This window comes from Streptomyces sp. NBC_01551 (assembly GCF_026339935.1).
Classification (GTDB): domain Bacteria; phylum Actinomycetota; class Actinomycetes; order Streptomycetales; family Streptomycetaceae; genus Streptomyces.
Map to the genome: position 1 here is coordinate 2,407,352 of NZ_JAPEPX010000001.1, position 16,460 is coordinate 2,423,811.

The 16,460-nt window shown below is 71.5% G+C and carries 11 protein-coding genes and 1 pseudogene; 7 read left to right on the forward strand and 5 right to left on the reverse strand.

The features are described from left to right. Nucleotides 1-105: 105 nt before the first annotated feature. The 3 genes from OG982_RS10775 (at nt 106) to OG982_RS10785 (ending at nt 5,039) form a co-directional block, all read left to right on the forward strand. On the forward strand, nt 106-1,353 hold the full coding sequence (locus tag OG982_RS10775) for an LCP family protein (protein ID WP_266787831.1): 1,248 nt from the start codon (nt 106-108) through the stop codon (nt 1,351-1,353). A 224-nt stretch (nt 1,354-1,577) separates the two neighbouring features. Next, the gene (locus OG982_RS10780; RefSeq protein ID WP_266787830.1) at nt 1,578-3,299 is read left to right on the forward strand and encodes an LCP family protein; all 1,722 of its coding nucleotides are present in this window, start codon (nt 1,578-1,580) and stop codon (nt 3,297-3,299) included. A 78-nt stretch (nt 3,300-3,377) separates the two neighbouring features. Beyond that, entirely contained in the window at nt 3,378-5,039 is a 1,662-nt protein-coding gene (locus OG982_RS10785; protein ID WP_266787829.1) for an LCP family protein, read from the forward strand. A 79-nt stretch (nt 5,040-5,118) separates the two neighbouring features. On the opposite strand, the gene OG982_RS10790 is transcribed toward OG982_RS10785, so the two are convergent. Then, nucleotides 5,119-6,156: a glycosyltransferase family 2 protein gene (locus OG982_RS10790; protein ID WP_266787828.1), complete on the reverse strand. Its 1,038-nt coding sequence runs from the start codon at nt 6,154-6,156 to the stop codon at nt 5,119-5,121. Nucleotides 6,157-6,434: 278 nt separating this feature from the next. Here OG982_RS10790 and OG982_RS10795 point away from each other — a divergent pair, with 278 nt between their 5' ends. Then, nucleotides 6,435-7,817: an LCP family protein gene (locus OG982_RS10795; RefSeq protein WP_266792048.1), complete on the forward strand. Its 1,383-nt coding sequence runs from the start codon at nt 6,435-6,437 to the stop codon at nt 7,815-7,817. Between the two features lie 33 nt (nt 7,818-7,850). Here the strand turns inward: OG982_RS10795 and OG982_RS10800 are convergent, their stop codons facing one another. Further along, nucleotides 7,851-8,387, reverse strand: coding sequence for an acyl-CoA thioesterase (locus OG982_RS10800; RefSeq protein WP_266787827.1), 537 nt, complete (start codon nt 8,385-8,387; stop codon nt 7,851-7,853). A gap of 105 nt (nt 8,388-8,492) precedes the next feature. On the opposite strand from OG982_RS10800, the pseudogene OG982_RS10805 reads away from it, so the two are divergent. Then, a pseudogene (locus tag OG982_RS10805) lies at nt 8,493-9,859 on the forward strand (LCP family protein). A gap of 60 nt (nt 9,860-9,919) precedes the next feature. Here the strand turns inward: OG982_RS10805 and OG982_RS10810 are convergent. Both OG982_RS10810 and OG982_RS10815 read right to left on the reverse strand, forming a co-directional pair. Further along, nucleotides 9,920-11,002 (reverse strand): NDP-sugar synthase, encoded by a 1,083-nt coding sequence (locus tag OG982_RS10810; protein WP_266787825.1) that lies wholly within the window; start codon nt 11,000-11,002, stop codon nt 9,920-9,922. 118 nt (nt 11,003-11,120) lie between these two features. Next, nucleotides 11,121-12,293, reverse strand: a complete 1,173-nt coding sequence (locus OG982_RS10815) for an acyl-CoA dehydrogenase (RefSeq protein WP_266787824.1) — start codon at nt 12,291-12,293, stop codon at nt 11,121-11,123. Nucleotides 12,294-12,493: 200 nt separating this feature from the next. Between OG982_RS10815 and OG982_RS10820 the strand changes: the two genes are divergently transcribed. Both OG982_RS10820 and OG982_RS10825 read left to right on the forward strand, forming a co-directional pair. After that, a complete protein-coding gene (locus tag OG982_RS10820; protein WP_266787823.1) occupies nt 12,494-13,837 on the forward strand; it encodes a UDP-glucose/GDP-mannose dehydrogenase family protein in 1,344 nt (447 codons plus the stop codon). A 125-nt stretch (nt 13,838-13,962) separates the two neighbouring features. Further along, nucleotides 13,963-15,237 (forward strand): glycosyltransferase family 87 protein, encoded by a 1,275-nt coding sequence (locus OG982_RS10825; protein WP_266787822.1) that lies wholly within the window; start codon nt 13,963-13,965, stop codon nt 15,235-15,237. Here OG982_RS10825 and OG982_RS10830 read toward each other — a convergent pair. Beyond that, nucleotides 15,234-16,316: a membrane dipeptidase gene (locus tag OG982_RS10830; RefSeq protein ID WP_266787821.1), complete on the reverse strand. Its 1,083-nt coding sequence runs from the start codon at nt 16,314-16,316 to the stop codon at nt 15,234-15,236. The two genes, OG982_RS10825 and OG982_RS10830, sit on opposite strands and share 4 nt — an antisense overlap. Between the last annotated feature and the right edge of the window lie 144 nt (nt 16,317-16,460).

Sequence of the window (16,460 nt, forward strand, 5' to 3'; positions counted from 1 at the left end):
CGGGGGGCCCGCCCCCGGGCCTCTCCGGCTTCCCGGGGGCACGATCGGCGAGAGGCCCGTACCCACCCGTACGGCCGACAGTCGCGGTGAGGGGACGGAACGCGAGTGACGGACAGCGCAGGCATACCGGGCGGCGCGGACGCGGCCGGAGGCACCTCGAAGCCTCCCCGCGACCGCGGCCGCCGGCTGCTGCGCCGGCTCGCCCTCGCGATGGTGCTGCTGGTCCTGGTGGGGGCGGGCGGCGCCTGGTGGGTCTACCACAAGCTCGACGGGAACATCACCGAGGACACCTCGGCGGCGGCCGAGCTGCGGCGCTTCGAGCGGGAGCGCCCCACGCCCGCCGTCGGCGGCGCCCAGAACATCCTGCTGATCGGCTCGGACTCGCGCTCCGGCGCGGAGAACCGCCGGTACGGGCAGGACGGCGGCAGTGAGCGCTCGGACACCACGATCCTGCTGCACCTGCCGGCGGACCGGAAGAGCGCGACGGCGGTGTCGATACCCCGGGACCTGATGGCGGACATCCCGAGCTGCCTGCAGCCGGACGGGAGCCGCACGGCCGCCCGGTTCGCCCAGTTCAACTGGGCGTTCCAGTGGGGCGGGGCCGCCTGCACGATCCGTACCGTCGAGAAGCTCTCCGGGATCCGGATCGACCACCACATGGTGGTGGACTTCGGCGGCTTCAAGAAGATGGTCGACGCCATCGGCGGGGTGGAGATCTGCCTCAAGCAGCCGGTGGACGACGCGGAGGCCAAGCTGAGGCTGCCCGCGGGCCGGCAGACCCTCCAGGGCGAGCAGGCGCTGGGGTTCGTCCGCGCCCGCTACAGCCTGGGCGACGGCAGCGACACCGAACGGATGGAGCGGCAGCAGCAGTTCCTCGGCTCGCTGGTCAAGAAGGTGCAGAGCAACGGGGTCTTGCTGAACCCGGGCCGGCTCTACCCGCTGCTGGACGCGGCGACCTCCTCGGTGACCACGGACCCGGAGCTGGCCTCGCTGCGCGGCCTGTACGAACTCGTGCGGGAGGCCCGGGACATACCGACGGCCCAGGTGAAGTTCCTGACCGTGCCGCGGCGGCCCTACACGGCCAACCCCAACCGGGACGAGCTGCTGGAGCCGGACGCGGCCCTGCTGTTCCGGCAGCTGCGGATGGACATGCCGCTGACGGTTACCCCGCCGAAGCCGTCGCCGGAGCCGTCAGCCCCCTCGATCTCCTCGTCGCCCCCGGCCCCCTCGTCGAAGGGCGACCTCACCGGCCCCCGCGAGACGGCCGAGGAGGCCTCCGACGGAACCACCGCCACCCCCAAACCCGTCCCCACCTTCACGGGAACCACGGCGGGCACCGCCGATTGCCGGTAAAGCAATCCCAAAAGGCGGAGACCGAACCGACCTGCTTGCGCGGTTTGGCCCGTTATAAGGGGAGTGGAATTTGTCACCAGCATGGTTTGCAGCTGACCAGGGCGGATAGGGTGAGCGATCCGGTGCACTGGCCAGCGAAGAGGTCGTGCACCAGCAGCCGGATCGTTGACCGAGCGCCTGGGGGGAGGCGCTTCGCGAGGCACCGACGGAGGATTCGAGCAACCGTGGATGCACAAAGCCGTGGGCGGGCGGACGAGATCGACCCCGCAGACCAGTGGGTCCTCAATCCCCGCACCGGCAACTACGAACTGCGACTGGACGACCCCGCTGCGCAGCAACAGCAGCAACGTCCGTCCGTAGGAGCCCCCCGCAGAAGCCGCAAGGCACCCGCCCCCGAGGCTCCGTCGCCGGTGGTGCCGGGGCCGCGGCGCGGCGACGGCCCGCCCGGCGGGCGCCGTGGTGGCCGCTCGCGCAGGATCGGCGGCGGCGGCCGCAAGAAGGCGCTGATGATCACCGGTGGGACGCTGGCGTTCCTGCTGGTCGGCGGCTCGGTCGCGGCGTACCTGTACTACGACCACCTCAACGGCAATCTCAATGTCACCGACATCGGGACCGCGGGCAGCGGTGGTTTCAAGAAGGACCAGCCGATCAACATCCTGGTCATCGGCACCGACAAGCGCAGCGGCGCCGGCAACGAGGGCTACGGGGACAAGGACAGCGTCGGCCACGCCGACACCACGATCCTGTTCCACGTCTCGAAGGACCGCAGCAACGCGACCGCGCTGTCGATCCCGCGCGACCTGATCACGACCATCCCGGACTGCCCGACGAAGCAGCCCGACGGGTCGACGAAGGACATCCCCGGCGAGAAGGGGACGCGCTTCAACACCAGCCTGGGACAGGCCGGGCGCGACCCGGGCTGCACCATGCGCACGGTCAAGGAGATCACCGGGATCCAGGTCGACCACTTCATGATGGTCGACTTCAACGCGGTGAAGAACCTGAGCACGGCCGTCGGCGGCGTTCCCGTCTGCCTGGAGAAGGACGTCAACGACAAGGACTCCAAGCTCAAGCTGACGGCCGGTGAGCACCGGCTGGCGGGCGAGGACGCGCTGGCCTTCGTACGGACCCGGCACGCCTTCGGCAACCAGAGCGACCTCGACCGCATCAAGACCCAGCAGCAGTTCCTGGGCTCGATGATGCGCGAGATGAAGTCCAAGGAGACGCTGACCAGTCCGAAGAAGTTCCTCTCCCTCGCGGAGGTGGCGACCAAGTCGCTGACCGTGGACTCGGGCATAGGGAGCATCGACAAACTCACCGATCTCGCGGGCGAGTTGAAAGACATAAACCTCAAGAACATCTCCTTCACCACCCTTCCGGTGATCGACAACCCGGCCGAGCGGGTGAAGGCGACCGTGGTCGTGGACCAGGCCCAGGCGACTCCGCTGCTGCAGATGATCCGGGGGGACGTCTCGCTCACGGACGTCGAGAAGAAGGAGAAGGCCGCCAAGCAGTCGGCGGCCGCGGAGGACAAGGCCAAGCAGGAGGCGCTGCTCCAGGGCGAGAAGGCCCCGGCCGGCGACGTCCGGGTGGACATCCTCAACGGCGGCGGCCCCTCCGGTTCCGCCTCGACCACGCTGAACTGGCTGCAGAACAGCAAGGGCGTCAACAGGGCGAGCAACCTCGGCAACGCGCCCGCCAAGATCGAGAACACCCAGCTGGAGTTCGCCCCGAACCAGGCCGCCCAGGCCCGGACGCTGGCGGAGATGATGGGTCTTCCGGCTTCGGCGCTGAAGGCGGGGACGGCGGACGCGGGGGCGAAGACCCCGATGAAGCTGACGCTCGGCTCGGATTTCAAGGGGGCGGGGATCGCCCTGACCGCACCGCAGGAGGCCCCGAAGGACATCCAGCGGGTCGAGGCGGACAAGGCGATCTGCGCAAAGTGACCGTCGTCGGCTGACGACGGACCGCGGCCGGCGGGACCGGCACATCAGTCGAGTCATCAGGATGTTGAGGGGGGACACGTGAGGCACAGCAGCGTGCGCGGGGAGGGGGCGCCCGACGACGCCGCCGACATATCCGGCGGCGGCGGTCCGGGCGCGACCGGCGCGGTGCCTTCGCGGCGCAAGGGCGGGGCGGCCACGGGCTCCCGCCGCCGCAAGGGCAAGCGGCGCGTCCTGCTCTGGACGGCCTCGACCATGGCGTTCCTGATACTCGGGACGGCCGGCGCCGGATACCTGTACTACCGCCACCTGAACGGCAGCATCCAGACGGACGCGCTGAACCTCGGCGACAACAAGCTGAGCGGGCCCAAGCCGAACGCGTTCGGGCAGACCCCGCTGAACATCCTCCTCATCGGCTCCGACGCGCGCAACGACAAGGAGAACCAGGACCTGGGCGGGGGCCGGGACACCTTCGACGGACCGCCGCTCGCCGACGTGCAGATGCTGCTGCACCTGTCCGCGGACCGCAGCAACATGTCGGTCGTCTCCATGCCGCGCGACACGCTGGTCAAGATGCCCAAGTGCACCGAGCCCGGACCGAACGGCAAGGTACACCCCGCCAGCAAGGGCCTCGTCCAGACCAACGAGTCCCTCAGCCGCGGCGGCCCCGGCTGCACGGTCGCCGCCTGGCAGGAGCTGACGGGCATACCGATCAGCCACTTCATGATGATCGACTTCAAGGGCGTGGTGTCGATGGCGGACGCCATCGGCGGCGTCCCGGTCTGCGTCCAGGAGAACGTCCACTCGCGCAACCGGGCCGGCAAGGGCTCCGGCCTCAAGCTCCCCAAGGGCGAGAGCGTCATCCAGGGCGAGCAGGCCCTCCAGTGGCTGCGCACCCGCTACGGGTTCGAGGACGGCACCGACCTCGGCCGTACGCACGCCCAGCACATGTACATGAACTCCATGGCCCGCGAGTTCCGCAAGAACGCCAAGCTCACCAACCCGGTGAAGCTCAACAGCCTGGCGAAGGCGGCGATCGACGCGATGGTGGTGGACCCCGGCCTGAACAAGATCGACCGGCTGTACGACCTGAGCATGGAGCTCAAGAAGGTCCCCCCGGGCCGGATCACCATGACCACCATGCCGTGGATCCAGAGCCCGTACGACAGGGACCGGGTCGAGCCCAAGCCGGGTGAGGCCGAGGGCCTGTTCCGGATGGTCCGCGAGGACATCGCGCTCGACGGCCAGGACGCCGCCAAGCAGCCCGCCGCGGCCCCCTCGGCGCCGGCCGCCTCAGGCTCCCCGTCGACCGCGGCCACCGCCGCGGCGCCCGCGGCGATCCCGGTGACGGTCCGCAACGCCACCAGCGGCAAGGACGGCTCCGAGGGCACGGCGAAGGGCCGGGCCTCCGACGTCGTGGCGCTGCTCGTAGGCAAGGGCTTCACGAAGGCCAGGGCCGACAACCTGACGGCCGGCGAGGACGCCACCGTCATCCGCTACGCCAAGCCGGGGCAGGCCGCCGACGCGGCCGCCGTGGCCACCGCCCTCGGTCTCCCGTCGGGCTCCGTCCAGCAGTCGGCCGAGGTCCCCGGGATCACCCTGTTCGTCGGCAAGGACTGGCGGACGGGCAACGCGCCGGCCGCCGCGGCGCCCGCGCCGACCAAGGCCCCGGACTCGGCGCGCCCGCTCAACGGCGACGACGACAAGGCCTGCATGAAGATCCAGGAAGGCTTCACCTGGTAGCGGCTCCCACGCGAAGGGGCCCGGCGGACGCACTGTCCGCCGGGCCCCTTCGTCGTACGTACCGCCTGCGCGGCCCCGCCTAGCGGCCCTGGCCCGCCGGGGCGGAGTCCGCCCGGACCGACGGGCGGCGGCTGGCGATGACCTTGTTCGCGAGCGAGCGCGGGCTGGTCAGGAAGCCGAAGCCCCAGCACATGTGCATGGTGGCGAGAGCCACCGGGATCTGCGCCCGGGCCTTGAGCGACAGCCCCTTGCCGGCCGGGACGGACCCGGCGGTGATCGCCGCGAGGTAGCCCGCCGGGATCAGGAACGCCCACGGGGTGAGCACGGCGCCGGCCACCAGACCGGCCGCGATCGCGCAGACGGCGGTCGGCGGGGCCAGGTAGCGCAGGTTGATGGAACCGGAGTGGTAGCGGGCCACCACGTGCCGCCAGCGCCCGTAGTCCTTGTACTGCTTGGCGAGCGCCCGCACGGAGGGCCGCGGGCGGTACTGGACCTTCAGCTCGGGCGAGAACCAGATGAGCCCGCCCGCCTCGCGGATGCGGAAGTTCAGCTCCCAGTCCTGGGCGCGGATGAACTCCACGTTGTAGCCGTCCTGCTGCTCCAGCGCCTCGCGGCGGAAGACGCCGAGGTACACGGTCTCGGCGGGGCCGGCCTGGCCGCCGGTGTGGAAGGCCGCGTTGCCGACGCCGATCTTCGAGGTCATCGCGGCGGCGACGGCGTCTTCCCAGGCGTTCTCGCCCTCGGCGTGCATGATGCCGCCGACGTTCTGCGCGCCGGTCTCCTCCAGGAGGCGCACGGCGGTGGCGATGTAGTTCGGCGAGAGCATGCCGTGGCCGTCGACGCGCACCACGATGGGGTGGCGCGAGGCCTTGATGGCCGCGTTGAGCGCGGCGGGGGTGCGTCCGGTGGGGTTCGGCACGGTGTGGACCCGAGGGTCCTCGCGTACGAGCTCGGCGGCGATCTCGTCGGTGCGGTCCGTGGACGGCCCGAGCGCGATCACCACCTCCATCTCGCCTGCGTACTCCTGTCCGAGGATGTGCCGGACGGAGTCACGCAGGTGGCGCTCCTCATTGAGCACCGGCATGATCACCGAGACTGCGGGCTGCTGGGCGGGCATGTCGTCCTTCAAGGTCGGGTATCGGTGTCACGTTACCGCGTACGGGGGAAACGGGTGCGCGCCGGACGAGCGGTACGGACAGACGCTGATCGTATGGGCCTACTGTTCGGAAAAATCCCGTCCGGAGAGCCTGACCCACTGCCCCTGCTGCCCCCGCGGAGGTGTCCGCCGTGCCCCAGCCGCACCGTCCCACCCGTCCCGCCAGGCCACCTCAGCCGCAGCGTGCGCGGCGGAGCGGCGGCCGGGCCCGGCGCCGGGGTGACAAGCCCCGGTGGGGCGTGCGGATCGCGGCCGGGCTGTCGGTGGTGGTGCTGGGCTCCGGGGCCGTCGGGCACGCCGTGATGACCGGGCTGGACACCGGGATCGAGCGGGTGGACCCCTTCAAGGACATGAAGAACCGCCCGCAGGCCGGGCACGGGGTGAACTTCCTGCTCGTCGGCACCGACGGGCGCGAGAAGATCACCCCGGAGGAGAAGCGCGAGTACCGCCTCGGCGGGGCGCCGTGCCACTGCACCGACACGATCATGCTGGTGCACCTCTCGGCCGACAAGGAACGGGCCAGCGTGGTCAGCCTGCCCCGGGACAGCTACGCGGAGGTGCCCGCGCACCAGGACCTGGTGACCGGCAAGGCCCACAAGGCGCACCCGGTCAAGCTCAACGCGGCGTACGCGGAGGGCGGGCCCGGGCTGACCGTGCGCACGGTCGAGAACATGACCCGGGTGAAGATCGACCACTACCTGGAGGTCGATTTCACCAGCTTCATGAAGACGGTGGACGCCATGGGCGGCGTCGACATCTGCACCGCCAAGACGATGCGCGACCCCAACACCGGCCTGGACCTGCTGCCCGGCACCCACCGGCTGAGCGGCGGACAGGCCCTGCAATACGTGCGCTCGCGCCATGTGGACGGGGCCTCGGACCTCGGCCGGATGCAGCGTCAGCAGCGTTTCCTCGCCGCCCTGATCAAGGAGGCGACGGGCGGCGGGATGCTGCTGAACCCGGTGAAGTTCAAGCAGGTCAGCTCCACGCTGCTGGGCTCGGTGCGGGCCGACCGGGACTTCGGCTCGGAGCAGATGCTGGCGCTGGGGCAGGCGATGCGGGACTTCACGCCCTCCTCCTCCGAGTTCGCCTCGGTGCCGGTCGGCGACCCCTCGTACAAGGTCAAGGGCATCGGCTCGACGGTGAAGTGGGACGAGCCGAAGGCCGCGAAGCTCTTCGAGGCGCTGCGGTCCGACCGGCCGCTCGCCCCGGCCCGGCCCGGCGGGAGCGGCGCCGCCCGGCCCCCGGCGGTGCCGGTGGACGTGGCGCCGCAGCAGATCCGGGTGCAGGTGGAGAACGGGACCCGGATCGACGGGCTCGGCGGCCGGGTGGACGAGGCCCTGCGCGCGACCGGCTTCGACACCACCCGGGCCCCCGGCAACGGGGCGAGCCGGGACGTCAAGCGCACGGTGATCTCGTACGACCCTCGCTGGGACCGCTCGGCCCGTACGGTGTCCACCGCGCTGCCCGGCAGCGAGCTGCGCGCGGTGACGGGGCAGGGGCGGACGGTGCTGGTGATCGCGGGCGCGGACTACCGCAAGGTGGTCCCCGTCCGGGCGGAGGACCCGTACCAGGGCACGGTCGGCGTGGTCACGGGCGACCAGGTGGTGTGCGGGGACTGACGCCGCAGGGGGCCGGACGCCGGGCGGCCGGGATCAGTCGTCGAGGCCCTCGGCCACCCGGCGCTCGCGCAGCTCCTTGATCGCCTGGCGGCGGGCGAGCCGGTGCGTGCGGCGGATCTGGGCCTCCTGGTAGCGGCGCTTGTCCTGCTCCGTCTCGGGCAGCACCGGCGGGACGGTGCGGGGCTTGCCCTCGGCGTCGACCGCGGTGAACACCAGGTAGGCGCTGCCGACCTGGGTGGGCGGGGTGGACTCGTTCCAGCGCTCCGCGAGGACGCGTACGCCGATCTCCATCGAGGAGCGGCCGGTCCAGTTGCACTGCGCGCGGACGTGCACCAGGTCCCCGACGCGGACCGGGGCGAGGAAGGCCATCTCGTCCATGGACGCGGTGACGGCGGGACCACCCGAGTGACGGCCGGCCACGGCGCCCGCCGCGTCGTCCACCAGTTTCATGATCACGCCGCCGTGTACGGTGCCGAGGAGGTTGGTGTCGTTGGCGGTCATGATGTGGCTGAGGGTGGTCCGGGCAGCCGAGGTCGGCTTGCCGGGGAGTTCGCCCGGTATTTCTGTCATGGAGCCACCTTAGAGCTGTCCGGCGTGCATCAGCTCTGCAACAGCACCGGTACGAACCTCCCCCCGGGCTGTCGGGCATCGGTCCTGGCCAGGCATCCTTGGCGCATGAATGAGTGGCCAGAAGGGTGGGCCGGCGACCGCGACGACCGCGGCCGCCGCGATGACGGGTACGGACGCGGCAGCGCCCAGGCGGAGCCTGAAGGTCCGCAGCGGATGCGGCACGTCCAGCGCGGGCAGCAGCCGCAGGCGCGGGCCCCGCGCCTGCCCGCGCAGCCGCCGGCCGCGCCGCCGGCCCGGCACCCCGGCGTACCGCCGCAGCAGACGCAGAGCCCTGATCCGTACGGCGGCCAGGGCGGCGGCTACGACAGCGGCTACAACACCGGCCAGGTCTACGGGAGCCCCGCGGGCGCCCGGGCCGTCCGCCGGGCGGCCCCGGCGGCCCCGGCGGGCCCACCGGGCCGCAGCAGCCCGGCCGGCGTCCCGGCGCGGCCCCGAACTGGGGCCGGCGGATCAAGATCGGCTCCATCGTGCTGGTCTCCGCGCTGCTGGTCACCACCATCGGCACCTACTTCTGGGCCGACTCCAAGGTGCGCCGCGAGGTCGACCTCTCCAAGGTCATCGAGCGCCCGAAGGAGGGCGACTGCACCACGTACCTGATCGTGGGCTCCGACAGCCGCGAGGGCCTGACCGCCGAGGACAAGAAGAAGCTCCACACCGGCTCGGCCGAGGGCAAGCGCACCGACTCGATGATGATCCTGGCGGCCTGCTCCAGCGGGAACACCATGGTCTCGCTGCCGCGCGACTCGGACGTGGAGATCCCCTCCTTCGTCGGCTCCGAGTCCGGGAAGAAGTTCCCGGGCAAGGGCAAGCACACCAAGCTGAACGCGGCGTACGCGGACGACGGCCCCGAGCTGCTGGTGCGGACGGTGGAGTTCAACACCGGCCTGCGCATCGACCACTACGCGGAGATCGGCTTCGCCGGCTTCGCGAACATCGTCGACGCGCTCGGCGGGGTGGAGCTGAACATCGAGAAGGGCTTCAAGGACGAGAAGTCGGGCGCCGACTTCAAGACCGGCAAGCAGACCCTGAACGGCGAGCAGTCCCTGGCCTACGTACGCACCCGGTACGCCTTCGCGGAGTCGGACCTCCAGCGGACGAAGAACCAGCAGAAGTTCCTGTCGGCCCTCGCCAGCCAGGCGGCCACGCCGGGCACGATCGTCAACCCGTTCAAGCTCTACCCGACGCTGGGCGCGGGCCTGGACACGCTGATCGTGGACAAGGACATGTCCCTGTTCGACCTGGGCGAGATGTTCTTCGCGATGAAGGGCATCAGCGGAGGCGACGGCGTCTCGATGAACATCCCGATCAACGGCGAGCGCGGCGGCAACCTGCTGTGGGACAAGCCGAAGGTCCAGGAGCTGGTGAAGCAGATCCAGAACGACGAGAAGGTCACCGTCAAGTCCAGCCGCTGACGACGGCCGGGGCCGGCTTCCCCGCGGGGGGAGCCGGCCCCGCCGTACGCGGTGGGCGGGTCAGCGGTCGGAGGAGAAGCGGACCGCGCCGGCCGGGAGCTCGGTCTCGCACCAGACGCGGACGCCCGCGCGCAGTTCGTTGTCGGAGCCGACCACCGCGCCGTCGCCGATGACCGCGCCGTGCAGCACCGTGCGGGAGCCGACGCGGGCGCCGGCGCCGATCAGACTGGCCGTCACCCGGGTGTCCGCGCCGACGGTCGCGCCGTCCAGCACGATCGACCCCTCGACCACCGCGCCCACCTCGACCCGGGCCCCGGCGCCGACCACGGTGCCGCCCGAGAGCAGCGCCCCCTCCGCCACCTCGGCGCCCGGGAGCACCAGGGCCTCGCCGCGCGGGCCGGGGACCGCCGGGGAGGACACGACGCCGCGCACCAGGTCGGCGGAGGCCTGCACGAAGGACTCGGGCTTGCCGAGGTCCAGCCAGTACGTGTCCTCGGTGACGCCGTGCAGCCTGGCGCCGGAGGCGAGCAGGCCGGGGAAGGTCTCGCGCTCGACGGAGACGGGTCGCCCGGCCGGGATCGAGTCGATGACGCTGCGCCGGAAGACGTAGCAGCCGGCGTTGATCTGGTCGGTGATGATCTCCTCGGGCGTCTGCGGCTTCTCGGTGAAGGCCAGCACCCGCCCCTCGGAGTCCGTGGGGACCAGGCCGAAGGCGCGCGGGTCCTCGACCCGTACCAGGTGCAGCGAGACGTCCGCGTCGGCGGCGCGGTGGGCGTCGACGAGGCCGGCGATGTCCAGGCCGGTGAGGATGTCCCCGTTGAAGACGAGGACGGGCTCGTCCGGGCCGCCGGTCAGGCGCCGCGCCGCGTTGCGGATGGCGCCGCCGGTGCCCAGCGGCTCGTCCTCGACGACGTACTCGAGGGTGAGACCGAAGGCCGAGCCGTCACCGAAGTAGGGCTCGAAGACCTCGGCGAGGTAGCAGGTGGCCATCACGATGTGCGTGACACCGGCGGCAGCGGCCCTGGCTATCTGGTGGGCGAGGAACGGGACACCCGCCGCCGGAACCATCGGCTTGGGGGTGTTCACCGTGACGGGGCGCAGGCGCGTCCCCTGTCCGCCGACCAGCAGGATCGCTTCCGTCATAGGTATCCCCCCAAGCGGATCGGTCGTAAGGAGCCCCAAACTTAGCCCATCCGGAGGACGGCGCGAGGCCGGAGGCGGCTCGTGGAGCCGACTCCGGCCTCGGACGGGGCACAGCAGGTCAGGGCAGGTTGCGGGCCATGACGATCCGCTGGACCTGGTTCGTGCCTTCGTAGATCTGCGTGATCTTCGCGTCGCGCATCATGCGCTCCACCGGGTAGTCACGGGTGTAGCCGTAGCCGCCGAGGAGCTGGACGGCGTCGGTGGTGACCTCCATGGCGACGTCGGAGGCGAAGCACTTGGCCGCGGCGCCGAAGAAGGTCAGGTCCTCCTTGTCACCTCCGGCGGAAACGCGCTCCGACTTGGCGGCGGCCGAGTAGGTCAGCTGGCGGGCGGCCTCGATCTTCATGGCCATGTCCGCGAGCATGAACTGGACGCCCTGGAAGTCGCCGATCGGCTTGCCGAACTGCTTGCGCTCCTGGACGTAGCCCTTGGCGTAGTCCAGGGCGCCCTGGGCGATGCCGAGCGCCTGGGCCGCGATGGTGATGCGGGTGTGGTCCAGGGTCTTCATGGCGGTGGCGAAGCCGGTGCCCTCGGCGCCGATCATGCGGTCGGCGGGGATGCGGACGTTGTCGAGGTAGACCTCGCACGTCGGGGAGCCCTTGATGCCGAGCTTCTTCTCCGGGGCGCCGAAGGAGACGCCCTCGTCGCTCTTCTCGACGACGAAGGCGCTGATGCCCTTGGAGCGCTTCTCCGGGTCGGTGACGGCCATGACCGTGTAGTACTCGGAGACGCCTGCGTTGGTGATCCAGCGCTTCACGCCGTTGAGGACCCAGAAGTCCCCGTCGCGCACGGCGCGGGTCTTCATGCCGGCGGCGTCGGAGCCCGCGTCGGGCTCGGAGAGGGCGTACGAGAACATCGCGTCGCCCTTGGCCAGCGGGCCGAGGTACTTGGCCTTGAGCTCCTCGGAGCCGGAGAGGATCACCGGGAGGGAGCCGAGCTTGTTCACGGCCGGGATGAGGGAGGAGGAGGCGCAGACGCGGGCCACTTCCTCGATCACGATCACGGTGGCGAGGGCGTCGGCGCCGGCGCCGCCGTAGATCTCGGGCACGTGGACGGCGTGCAGGTCGTTGGAGACGAGCGCGTCGAGGGCCTCCTGCGGGAAGCGGGCCTCCTCGTCGACCGCCGCCGCGAACGGCAGGATCTTCGCCTCGGCGAGAGCGCGGACGGACTCGCGGAGCATGTCGTGCTCCTCCGCCGGACGGTACAGGTCGAAGTCGGCAGAACCCGCCAAGATCTCTCACTCCCCAGGTGTGATGCTAACTACCGTTAAGTAACCCAAATCTTAGTGTCCGGGGAACCGGCAGCGATATGTGACGCGTACGTGAGCTGCGTGACAGCGGTGGCCAAGGACGGGAATCCCCGGGAGCGTGCCCGGTCGCACGGCCGACTATGCTCGGTTGCCGCAATCGCCCCGCCACCTCTGGAGCACGCATGGCCCTCAAGATCACCGTGATCGGCACCGGCTACCTCGGCGCCACGCACGCCGCGGCCATGGCGGAGCTGGGGTTCGAGGTGCTGGGCCTGGACGTGGTGCCGGAGAAGATCGAGATGCTGGCCTCCGGCCGGGTCCCGATGTACGAACCGGGGCTGGAGGAGCTGCTGGCCACGCACGTGGCCGGGCTGCCGGGCTCGACGGGCCGCCTGCGGTTCACGACCTCGTGGGAGGAGGTCGGCGCCTTCGGCGACGTCCACTTCGTGTGCGTGAACACGCCGCAGAAGCGTGGCGAGTACGCGTGTGACATGTCGTACGTGGACTCCGCGATGGAGTCGCTGGCCCCGCACCTGACGCGGCCGGCGCTGGTGGTGGGCAAGTCCACCGTGCCGGTGGGCTCGGCGGAGCGCCTCGCGGCGAAGCTGGCGGAACTGGCCCCGGCGGGCGACGAGGTCGAGCTGGCGTGGAACCCGGAGTTCCTGCGGGAGGGCTTCGCGGTGCAGGACACCCTGCACCCGGACCGCATCGTGATCGGCGTCCAGGGCGACCGCGGCGAGAAGCTGCTGCGCGAGGTGTACGAGACGCCGATGGGCGAGGGCACGCCGCTGGTCGTGACCGACTACCCGACCGCGGAGCTGGTCAAGACGGCCGCCAACTCCTTCCTCGCGACGAAGATCTCCTTCATCAACGCGATGGCGGAGGTCTGCGAGGCCGCCGGCGGTGACGTGGTGAAGCTGGCGGAGGCCATCGGCTACGACGACCGGATCGGGGCGAAGTTCCTGCGGGCCGGGATCGGGTTCGGCGGCGGGTGCCTGCCGAAGGACATCCGGGCGTTCATGGCGCGGGCGGGCGAGCTGGGTGCGGACCAGGCGCTGACGTTCCTGCGCGAGGTCGACTCGATCAACATGCGGCGGCGCGGGCACATGGTGGAGCTGGCGCGGGAGGCGGTGGGCGGGTCCTTCCTGGGCAAGCGGGTGGCCGTCCTGGGCGCCACCTTCAAGCCGGACTCGGACGACGTGCGCGACTCCCCCGCGCTGAACGTGGCCGGACAGATCCACCTGCAGGGCGGGCAGGTCACGGTGTACGACCCCAAGGGCATGGACAACGCGCGGCGCGTGTTCCCGACGCTGGGGTACGCGGACTCGGCGCTGGAGGCGGCGCTGGGGGCGGAGGTCGTGCTGCACCTGACCGAGTGGCGGGAGTTCCGCGAGGACCTCGACCCGGTCGCGCTGGGCGCGGTCGTGACGGAGCGGCTGATGCTGGACGGGCGCAACGCGCTGGACCCGGACGCGTGGCGCGCCGCGGGCTGGACGTACCGCGCGATGGGCCGCCCCCGCGCCTGACCCCGCCGCTCCGGCCTCGCCGGCGTTTGAGGCGCGGGGCCCGGGGCCGGCCCACGGACGACGGGCCGGACGTGGCCGCGGTGGACGGCCCTGGGGGCGGAAACGGGGTGGGTAGACTCCCGCCGGTGACCACGACCAGCGGGCTGCGGCCCTCATCCACCGCCGGCTCGTCGGCGTCGGTACCGGGAAGGCGGGCCGCCCGCCTCGGCGTTCTCGTCGGGATCGCCGGCGTCTGGGCGCTCACGCGGGCCGTGATGCTGGTGATGCTCGTACGCGGATTCCACAGCTCGGACATAGTCCGCGTCGAGGTCAGCGCGACCTATCACAACTGGTACAACGTGCTGGCCACCGGCACGATGCCGCACAACGACATCATGTGGCAGTACCCCCCGGCGGCCGCGGCGATCTTCCTCTCGCCCGACCTGCTCCCCTTCCTCACGTACTTCCAGGCCTTCGTCGCGCTCACCGTGCTCTGCGACGGCCTGATCCTCCTCGGCCTCTGCCGCGCCGCCCGCCGCCGCGACGGCAGCATCTCCGGCGCGCTGCTCTGGCTCGGCGCGCTGCCGCTGCTGATGGCGACCCCGTTCGCCCGCTACGACGTACAGGTCACGCTGCTCGCCGTCGGCTCGCTGCTCTGCCTGCGTTTTCGTCCCCGCCTCGGCGGCGTGGTCGCCGGGATCGGCGCCATGGTGAAGGTGTGGCCGCTGCTGACCCTGCTCGGCACCCCGCGCGGGAAGTCCACGCGGGACGCCGTCGTCGCGGCCGCCGTGTCCTGCGCCGCGCTGCTCGCCGTGTTCTCGCTGCTCTTCCGCGACACCCTCGGCTTCCTCGGCAACCAGGGCGACCGCGGCATCCAGATCGAGTCCCTCGGCGGTTCGGTGCTGATGCTCCTCCGGGTCGTGGAGGTGTGGCCGGGCGAGATCACCTTCCAGTACGGGGCCTTCGAGTACACCGGTCCGTACGTCGCCGCCATCGCGCGCGCCTCGCTCGCGCTGACCGTGGCCGGGTTCCTGCTGCTCCTGCTGTGGCGGGTCAAGGCCAGGCGCTGGACGAGCGCGACGCCGCTGGACGCCGCGCTCTGCGCCATCATGGTGTTCACCGTCACCAGCCGCGTGCTCAGCCCGCAGTACCTGATCTGGCTGCTCGGCCTCGCCGCGGTCTGCCTGACCTCGAAGCACACCACCCAGCGGCCGGTCGCCTGGCTGGTGGTGGTCGCCACCGCGCTCACCAACCTGATCTTCCCGGTGCTGTACGGGACGGACATCCTGGCGAGCACGCCGCTGGGCACGTTCCTGCTCTGCGCCCGCAACGGCATCCTGCTCTACGCGACGGTCTGGTCCGGCATCCGGCTCTGGAAGGCCACCGTGCCGGCCGACGCCCCGACCGCCCCGACCGCCTAGACCGGCCGCCGGTGTTGCGCGGCGCGCGCCGTGAACTCCGCGTCCCGTAGCACCCGCTGTGCGTTGCCCCAGGTCAGCAGCGAGAGCTCGTCCTCCGACCAGCCCCGGTCGAGGAATTCGGCGATCAGCCTCGGGTAGCCCGAGGGGTCGGTCAGCCCGGCCGGCCGGGGCTGGCCCGGCTCGCCGCCGAAGGCCGCGCCCAGTCCGACGCACTCGGGGCCCGCGACCTCCCGTACGTGCTCCACGTGGTCCGCGACGGCGTGCAGGGAGTCCCCGGTCCGCTCGGTGTCGAAGGTGACCATCGCCAGCCCGTTGGCCGCCCGCAGCGCGAGCAGCACCTCGTCGGTGACGTTCGCCGGGTGCGGGTTGAGCGCGGCCGCCGCCGTGTTGGAGATGATCACCGGGGCCTTGGAGGCGCCGGCGAGCTGGCAGGCGGCCACCGGCGGGCAGCCGGTCAGGTCCACCAGCATCGACAGCCGGTTCATCTCCTTGATCACCTCGTGGCCGAAGGCGGTCAGGCCCTCCTCGGCCCACGGTGCCCCGGCGGGCGCGAGGAGGCGTACGCCCAAGGCGTGGAAGGCGCGCAGCGCGCCCAGCGAGTCGGTCAGCGTACGGCCGGAAACCGGGCCGAGGAACGAGGCGATCCGGCCCCGGTTGCGGGCGTCGACCAGGTCGTCGGCGGTCAGGGCCAGGCACAGGCTGTCGGGGTAGCGGCGCATCAGGGTCAGCGCCACGTCGATCTGTTCGAGGGTGTCGGACACCACCTGGTCGGCGGCCGCGGCCTCGCGCTGCGTCAGCAGCGTCCAGAACTGGGCGCCCACTCCCCCGGCGCGCAGCCGCGGGATGTCGGTGTCGACCCCGGCGTCCGGGGTGTCGATGTCGTGGTACGGGCTCTGGCGCAGGGTCCAGACGAGGGTGTTGCACCCGTCCGCGACGGGATGGACGGACAGCAGCGCGGCAGCCCGTTCGAGGGAGCTGCCGGCGACCGCGGGCGCGGGGACGGGGTTGTCTTCGGCTCCGAGGGAGCCGGGACCCACATCGGCGGTCGCCGTGTGGGGGTCATCCTGCAGGTCGGCCATGGCGTTCGCTCCGGTCTCGGCGGCAGCAGGGAGAGATGTTGCCACCGTGACATGTGGGACGCCTGGGCCGCCCGGCGGATGTGGCGTTCGGGTGAAACCCGCAGGTCACGCCCGCCGCTCACCGCGCGGGGTGACCGGCGGGCA

Bases quoted from the DNA above. Each gene is read 5' to 3' on its own strand.
- OG982_RS10830 (WP_266787821.1), bottom strand. From the start codon at position 16,316: ATGGCCGACCTGCAGGATGACCCCCACACGGCGACCGCCGATGTGGGT.
- OG982_RS10820 (WP_266787823.1), top strand. From the start codon at position 12,494: ATGGCCCTCAAGATCACCGTGATCGGCACCGGCTACCTCGGCGCCACG.
- OG982_RS10810 (WP_266787825.1), bottom strand. From the start codon at position 11,002: ATGACGGAAGCGATCCTGCTGGTCGGCGGACAGGGGACGCGCCTGCGC.
- OG982_RS10800 (WP_266787827.1), bottom strand. From the start codon at position 8,387: ATGACAGAAATACCGGGCGAACTCCCCGGCAAGCCGACCTCGGCTGCC.
- OG982_RS10790 (WP_266787828.1), bottom strand. From the start codon at position 6,156: ATGCCCGCCCAGCAGCCCGCAGTCTCGGTGATCATGCCGGTGCTCAAT.